The sequence below is a fragment of the Pseudoalteromonas sp. K222D genome (assembly GCF_017653575.1).
Classification (GTDB): domain Bacteria; phylum Pseudomonadota; class Gammaproteobacteria; order Enterobacterales; family Alteromonadaceae; genus Pseudoalteromonas; species Pseudoalteromonas nigrifaciens.
This window is the reverse complement of sequence record NZ_JAGGDL010000030.1, coordinates 36,127-43,385: the sequence shown is the minus strand read 5'-3', so window position 1 is coordinate 43,385 and position 7,259 is coordinate 36,127. Positions and strand designations below refer to the sequence as shown.

At 40.3% G+C, this 7,259-nt stretch carries 7 protein-coding genes; all 7 read right to left on the bottom strand.

All coding sequences use genetic code 11. The features are described from left to right. Window positions 1–73 precede the first annotated feature (73 nt). The 7 genes from J5X91_RS13830 to ptsP all read right to left on the bottom strand — a co-directional run bounded on the left by J5X91_RS13830 (window position 74) and on the right by ptsP (window position 7,241). Window positions 74–397 carry a hypothetical protein gene (locus tag J5X91_RS13830; RefSeq protein WP_208835028.1) on the bottom strand — a complete coding sequence of 108 codons (324 nt, stop codon included), beginning with the start codon at window positions 395–397 and terminating at the stop codon, window positions 74–76. A 126-nt stretch (window positions 398–523) separates the two neighbouring features. Then, entirely contained in the window at window positions 524–1,201 is a 678-nt protein-coding gene (locus J5X91_RS13825; protein ID WP_208835027.1) for an SPOR domain-containing protein, read from the bottom strand. Window positions 1,202–1,519: 318 nt separating this feature from the next. Then, window positions 1,520–2,398, bottom strand: coding sequence for a UTP--glucose-1-phosphate uridylyltransferase GalU (galU, locus tag J5X91_RS13820; RefSeq protein WP_011327445.1), 879 nt, complete (start codon window positions 2,396–2,398; stop codon window positions 1,520–1,522). A 23-nt stretch (window positions 2,399–2,421) separates the two neighbouring features. Then, window positions 2,422–3,273, bottom strand: a complete 852-nt coding sequence (locus tag J5X91_RS13815) for a thymidylate synthase (RefSeq protein ID WP_011327444.1) — start codon at window positions 3,271–3,273, stop codon at window positions 2,422–2,424. Window positions 3,274–3,283: 10 nt separating this feature from the next. After that, on the bottom strand, window positions 3,284–4,087 hold the full coding sequence (gene lgt, locus J5X91_RS13810; protein ID WP_089367854.1) for a prolipoprotein diacylglyceryl transferase: 804 nt from the start codon (window positions 4,085–4,087) through the stop codon (window positions 3,284–3,286). Between the two features lie 12 nt (window positions 4,088–4,099). Then, window positions 4,100–4,909 carry a sulfite exporter TauE/SafE family protein gene (locus J5X91_RS13805; RefSeq protein ID WP_179807082.1) on the bottom strand — a complete coding sequence of 270 codons (810 nt, stop codon included), beginning with the start codon at window positions 4,907–4,909 and terminating at the stop codon, window positions 4,100–4,102. 67 nt (window positions 4,910–4,976) lie between these two features. Next, window positions 4,977–7,241 carry a phosphoenolpyruvate--protein phosphotransferase gene (ptsP, locus tag J5X91_RS13800; protein WP_058372750.1) on the bottom strand — a complete coding sequence of 755 codons (2,265 nt, stop codon included), beginning with the start codon at window positions 7,239–7,241 and terminating at the stop codon, window positions 4,977–4,979. Window positions 7,242–7,259 lie beyond the last annotated feature (18 nt).

The window sequence follows — 7,259 nt, the reverse complement described above, 5'->3', positions numbered from 1 at the left end:
TAGCTTGGCATACTGGCAGGATCAGTCAATAGCTAAAAAAGATCCTTAGAAAATAATTTGTCTTGGTGAATAGTTACAATATTGTTTCTTTAGGTTCGCTTAAGGGGGGTTCTGACTGCTCTATTTGTTGCGTAAGAGTGGCTGTTAGCTGCGTTAATTTGTGTTCTAGCTGGCTTATTTTGTCAACATTAGTTTGAGCATTTTTCCACTGCTTTGCAGAGTCTTGTAGTAAAACTAAATCTGCTTTTTTAATAAGTATACTTTGCGGCGCATTTACTGCGCCTTGTTTTACAAGCGGTTCTGCGCTTTCATTTTGCTTAGTTGTATTGCATGCACTTATAACTAATGACAATCCTAGTATTAGTGTAATGCGCTTAAAGTTCCATTTTAAAAGCATTAGGGTTATTAACCTTTTTTGTTTATTTTTTTATAATTAATTTATAAAAAAGCAGCTTAGGTAAGCTGCATATTTTATTGATAAATAAAGCATAAGCAACTTTATATTTAAAGCTAGTTAGTATAATTACAGCTTTACCGGTTTATCTGTGTAGTTACTTACTATGCAGTCGAGTTTATAAAGTTTAAACACGTTGCAATCGGCTTGGGCATTTTTAAAGTTTTGATACACGCCTAACTTTAATCGATAGTAGGTTTTATTATTAACATTTGCTGTTTCAACATTGGTGCGAATTTTATCTCTAAATAACGGCGCAGCTTGCTCATTGAGTTCTTGCCATGCTTTAACTAAGTCTTTTTCGGAATCGAGCGACGCAACTTGCAATGCAAAAACGTGCTTTGGGCTGTTTAATTTTACCGTTGGCTTTGTATTATAAGCTGGTTTAATTGCTTGCTGAGCTTTACTTGAGTAGCGTTGTTTGCGCGTGGGGCGATTATATTGGTTGTGATTTTTTTGATTCGACTGCGCAATTGCTTTGCTATTTATAATATCTATATGGTTTACCAAATAGGTAATATCTTTTTCTAGCTTTAAAAGTCGTTCAATCCCAGATCGGGCTTGCTGCCATTGCATTGCAGCATCTTTTAATTGCGCCAGCTCTAATGCAGTAATAGACACATATTCAGGCGAGTCGTTTATTGGCTCTGCTAATAGCGTTTTGTTGGGCGCAGTTGCACAAGCAGTGCTAAACAAGAGTATAAGCAAACTCAATATTAAAGTATTATTTTTTTTATATTTAAACATGCATTCGCTGCCCTGAAAGTAGTGTAAGTACACTTACATTTCAGTTAAACATTCTTATAAGTAAGCGTTTAACTTTATTAATTGTGCTTGGATATATAACTGAGTTTATTTTATATCAATGATTACTGAGCAATTAATGTACTTTTTAGCTTGGCAGTCAATAAATTAAACTATAGTTAACACAAACATTACATTATAATTTACAGCGTGTCTGCAGTTATAATGTTTTTATCGCCAAATGCTACGATATTAACGACTATAAAACAAAAAAGACGCCATATAGGCGTCTTTTAGTTACTTTTATAAAAAGTAGGTATGTTAAATTAATGTTTTAATAAACGTTTTTAACTCGTCAGCAAATTCTTCACGACGCAGTGCAAACTCAATAGTTGCTTTAAGATAACCAATTTTACTACCACAATCGTGGCTGCGCCCTTTAATTGCATATGCATCAACAGTTTCGTGTTGCATTAGCATGGCAATAGCGTCTGTAAGCTGAATTTCGTTACCAGCACCTTGCGGTGTTTTAGCGAGTAATGGCCAAATATTTTTACTTAATACATAGCGCCCTACTACTGCAAGGTTTGATGGTGCTTCGTTAACTGGTGGCTTTTCTACCATGTTATGAATTGGCGAACTTTCGCCTTGTTTTAGCTCAACGCTGCCTAAGTCAACAACACCAAATTGATCAACTTCAGCCATTGGAACTGGTTCTACCATTATTTGGCTATGTTGAGTTTGCTCAAAGCGGCTGATCATTTCGGCCAAGTTATCTTTACTAAGATCGCTTTCCATATCATCAATTATTACATCGGGTAAAATAACCACAAATGGTTCGTTACCTATAATTGGCGCTGCACAGTTAATTGCATGCCCTAGGCCTTTGGCCTCGCCTTGGCGTACTTGAATAATAGTTACATCTTTAGGACAAATAGACTGTATTTCGGCAAGTAGCTGTCGTTTTACTCGTTTTTCTAGTGTGGCTTCAAGCTCAAAACTGGTGTCGAAGTGGTTTTCGATTGAGTTTTTACTTGAATGCGTTACCAGTACTATTTCTTTAATACCTGCGGCAACGGCTTCGTTAACTACGTACTGAATTAGTGGACGGTCAACAACCGGCAGCATTTCTTTTGGAATTGCTTTGGTGGCTGGTAACATTCGAGTTCCGAGGCCCGCTACGGGGATCACTGCTTTCATGGTGTTTTCCTTAATCTGTTTTGTTATACCGAAAATGGGTATTGAATAGCTTCGTGACACTCATAACCTGTCACTTCAAAGTCATCGCGTGTTACCCAGGTTTCTATATCGTTTAGTGATTTAATGTTTGGATTAATTTTTAACTGCGGCGATGCAAATGGCTCGCGTTTTAACTGCACATCGCGCATTAGCTCAAGCTGGTTTTCATAAATATGCGCGTTGGTAATTTTATGATACGCCTTACCCGCTTTATGCCCAGTAATTTGCGCCACTAATGCCAGTAATACAAAACACTGAATTTGATTAAAATTAAGCCCTAGCGGTACGTCGCAGCTACGCTGAATTGACGTTAAATAAAGTGTGTCACCTAATAATGAAAACGTGTGGGTGTGCATACACGGGCGTAAACAGCCAAGCTCAAATTCGCCTGGGTTATAAAAACTAATTATTTCACCGCGATCGTCTATACCATTTTTTAAGTTATTAATTACTTTTGCTAGTTGGTCTAGCGTTGAGCCATCTGGGCGCTGCCAAGCACGCCCTTGTACGCCATAAACACGGCCCATGTCGTCCTCACCTTTACGGTGCGGATTATTAAGCCAAGCGCTATTTTCGTTTGCGTTTGCATCCCAGGTTTTACAGCCTATTTCGCGAAACTGTGCCGCGCTATCGTAGCCACGCAAGTAACCGAGTAATTCGGCAATAGCTGCTTTGTAATAGCTTTTACGAGTGGTGATCATAGGAAACTGATTATTCGCCACATCGTATTCTAAATCGGCGTTGATCACGGTTAAACAGCGTGTGCCCGTACGTTTGTTTTCTACCCACTGGCCTTCATCAACAATACGCTGACATAATTGTAAATATTGTTTCATGGTATTTATTCTAACCCTTTACCGCTGTTTTTTGTGGTGCTTGCTTATAAGCCCAAATTAATAAGCCTAACCCGCCTACTATCATAGGCAGCGAGAGTATTTGCCCCATCGAGATAAAATCAGCAAATAAACCCAGCTGTGCATCTGGTTGGCGAAAGTACTCAATACAAAATCTAAATGTGCCGTAACCTAGTAAAAATACACCCGCTACACTACCAGCAGGGCGAGGCTTTTTAATAAACCACTGTAAAATTAAAAATAATACTAAGCCTTCAAAAAATGCTTCGTATAGCTGCGATGGATGGCGTGCTAACGGCCCGCCGGTTGGAAATACCATAGCCCATGGTACATCGCTTACTCGACCCCAAAGCTCACCATTTATAAAGTTACCTATACGTCCAGCTAATAAACCTACCGGTACAAGCGGTGCAACAAAGTCGCCTACTTGCAGTATTGACTTTTTACGTGTCCAAGCAAAAATAACAACCGCGGTTATCACTCCTAAGGTGCCACCATGAAACGACATTCCACCTTGATCTATCCTGAACAAATATAGGGGGTTTTCTATAAAATAGCTAAATTGATAAAATAATACATAACCAATACGCCCACCAAGAATTACCCCTAGCATGCCGTAAAATAGGAAGTCGCCTACTTGGTCTTTAGTCCAACCTGAATTTGGTTTTGCCGCTTGGCGATTTGCAAACCACATTGCAAATGCAAAACCTATTAAATACATTAATCCGTACCAACGTACGCTCAGTGGCCCGACAGAAAATATGATCGGATCGATTACAGGAAATTCCAGTGCCATAAAAATAAACCTTTAGCTAAAAACCATTTTAATTGCGATGATAACAAGTAACACCGCGAAAACTTTCTTTATTGTATTAACCGGTAAATAGTGGGTTGCTTTAGCGCCAATAGGCGCTATAAACCACGAGGTAATTACAATCCCAAATAATGCGGGTAAGTATACAAACCCTGCAAAACCGTGTTCTAAATCGGTAACCTGCCATCCGGCACTGATATAACCAATAGAGCCAAAAAAGGCGATAACAATTCCGCATGCTGCAGCGCAGCCTATGGCCTTTTTAATATCAACCGAAAAATAATGCAGTAAAGGCACTATTAGTGCGCCACCACCTATACCTATTAATCCAGATAGTGCCCCCATAATGGCGCATAAGCTGCCTAGAATAGGACCCGACGGTAAAGGTTTTTCTGACAAAGGTTTATTGCGAGCTGATAACACCATTCTTAAAGCAATAAATACCACGCTTACAGCAAATACTGTGCGTAATATTTGCTCGGGGATTAAGCTTGCAGCAAAGCCACTAATTAGCGCGCCAACAGCTACGCCCGACATAACCCAAGGTGCAATAACCCAAGGCACGTTATCATTTTTATGATGAGCCAGCGCTGAAGATGTAGAGGTAAACAAAATAGAGGCAAGCGATGTTGCAATGGCAATAACTAATACGTTTTCAGTAGCCGTTACATTAAAAGCGAGTAATAAGGCACTTAATACTGGCACAATAATTAAGCCACCACCAATTCCGAGTAACCCGGCTAAAAACCCGACAACACAGCCTAGTAGCGCGCAACTTGCAACCAATAATCCTAGATCATACATAGTTATCCCATATACCTTTTATTATGCGCGTATCTTAATGGATTCTGATTACAGTTAACACGAGAATTTATTTGGGGGTATAAAATAAGTTACCCAGCTCATGCTCTATCATAAAGCTGCGAGTTAAACGCAATACTTGCTTAGCCGACGATTGCGCTAAGCACTCTTTAAGTAATGCTTCCATTTCGCTGACATGTAAGCGCCTAAGCACCCATTTAACTTTATTTAATGATGATAAGTTCATACTTAAACGACGATACCCCATGGCAATAAGTAATATTGCGCCTTCAGGATCGCCGCCAAGCTCGCCGCATAAACTAAACGGTAGCTCGTATTGCTGGCACTCACGAGCCACTTTATTTAATACTCTGAGCACTGCAGGGTGATACGGGTTAAACAGTTCTGCAACCCGCGCGTTTGATCTGTCTACAGCGAGCAGGTATTGCGTTAAATCGTTACTGCCCACTGAGCAAAAATCGACTTTTTTAGACCAGTCTGCCAGCATAAATACACTCGACGGTACTTCAAGCATAATACCTATATCGGGTCGTTCAATTGTTTGCTCTGGGTATTGCTCGTTCAGCTCAAAATACGCTTGCTCAAAAAGAGCTAATGATTCGTCTACTTCTTCGGTACCACTTATCATCGGCAGCATTATCTTTAAATTACCTAAGCCTATATTTGCTTTAAGCATGGCTTTGAGCTGATCTAAAAATAGCTCAGGGTGATCTAAACTAATGCGAATACCGCGCCAACCTAAAAAGGGGTTTTCTTCGGTAATATTAAAATAATCGAGAACTTTATCGCCACCAATATCTAACGTTCGCATTACTACCGGATTAGGGTAATAACTATTAAGTACTTCTCGGTACCAGGTTTCTTGCTCTGATTGCGATGGAAACTGCCCTTTTTGCATAAACCAGGCTTCGGTGCGGTACAAGCCAACGCCGTCACAAATATGGGCACTGTTTTGCTGCGTGTTTAACTCCAGCCCCGCATTGAGTAGTAAACTTATGTGCTCACCATCAAGGGTGACCGCTGTAAAGTTTTGCTCGGCTAAAAAACGATTATTAAGTAAGTTGTCTTGGTGCTGTAATTCTGTGTATTCATCAATTAGCATTTGCGATGGGGAAATATATAACCGCCCCGAAAACGCATCCAAAATCATTGGTTTACTATTTAATTGCAGTAATGGAATATCTTCGATGCCCCAAATAGCAGGCACGCCCATAGCACGGGTTAATATGGACGCATGACTGTTTGCCGAGCCATTTATGCTCACCACCCCCACTAAGCGATCGTTAGGCACCTCAGCCAGCATAGCTGGAGTAAGTGTATGCGCTATAAGTATGGTATTGGGTGGATAATCTTTTATTGCGAATTCGGTATTAACAAGGTGGTGCAACACTCGCAGGCCAATGTCTTTAACATCAACCGCGCGCTCTTTTATGTATGGGTCTTGCATGGCATTAAACTGAGCGATTAAACGCTCAATTACTATTTTTAAGGCGCTTTTTGCACACCAACCTTGTTGCAACTCCATCTCAACGTTATGACCTAAGCTTTTAGCATCGAGTAATTGCTGATAAACATCAAAAACAGCCAAAGCCTCATGGGGAATAGAATCACTTAGTGTCATTGATAGTGTATTAAATTCTTTTCGGGTTGCCGCTACGGCTTGGGTAAATAAGCGTCGTTGCTCATTTACATCGCTTTCTTTTTCAAGCTCAATTGATTTAAAGTTAACTTTAGGAATAACTACAAATGCATGGCCAATACTAATACCCGGAGCACTCGACACCCCTTTTAATACCGAGGTTTGATGAGAAGACTCATCTTGACGCAATACTTCTTTTATTTCAGCATGCGCTAATTGTGAGGCAAGTTGCGCCGACAAAGTAATTAAAAACGATTCTTCATCTTGGCTAAATACACGCGCCATTTTTTGTTGTACTACAATAACGCCCAGTACTTTTTTTTGATGCACCACAGGCACAGACAAAAATGCGTTATAGCCTTCTTCGTTTACTTCTGGGGAGAGCTTAAAGCGAGGATGAGATTTGGCAAAGGCAATATTAATTGCCTCCTCACGCTGTGCCACCAGCCCTACTAGGCCTTCGGTAAAACCAATTCTAAACTTACCCACCGCATCGGGGTTTAACCCTTCGGTGGCCATAAGTACAAAGTTATCTTGGCTGTAGTCAGCAAAATAAATAGAGCAGCACTGGGTTTGCATGGCTTCTTTAACCATTGTCACAAAGCACGCTAAAGCACTGTCTAAATTCGCTTGTTGCGAAACCGACTCTGCAATAGACCTAAGTGTTGCCAGCATGTCCTGCTCCTTTAATTT

Bases quoted from the DNA above. Each gene is read 5' to 3' on its own strand.
- J5X91_RS13830 (WP_208835028.1), bottom strand. From the start codon at position 397: ATGCTTTTAAAATGGAACTTTAAGCGCATTACACTAATACTAGGATTG.
- J5X91_RS13825 (WP_208835027.1), bottom strand. From the start codon at position 1,201: ATGTTTAAATATAAAAAAAATAATACTTTAATATTGAGTTTGCTTATA.
- galU (WP_011327445.1), bottom strand. From the start codon at position 2,398: ATGAAAGCAGTGATCCCCGTAGCGGGCCTCGGAACTCGAATGTTACCA.
- J5X91_RS13815 (WP_011327444.1), bottom strand. From the start codon at position 3,273: ATGAAACAATATTTACAATTATGTCAGCGTATTGTTGATGAAGGCCAG.
- lgt (WP_089367854.1), bottom strand. From the start codon at position 4,087: ATGGCACTGGAATTTCCTGTAATCGATCCGATCATATTTTCTGTCGGG.
- J5X91_RS13805 (WP_179807082.1), bottom strand. From the start codon at position 4,909: ATGTATGATCTAGGATTATTGGTTGCAAGTTGCGCGCTACTAGGCTGT.
- ptsP (WP_058372750.1), bottom strand. From the start codon at position 7,241: ATGCTGGCAACACTTAGGTCTATTGCAGAGTCGGTTTCGCAACAAGCG.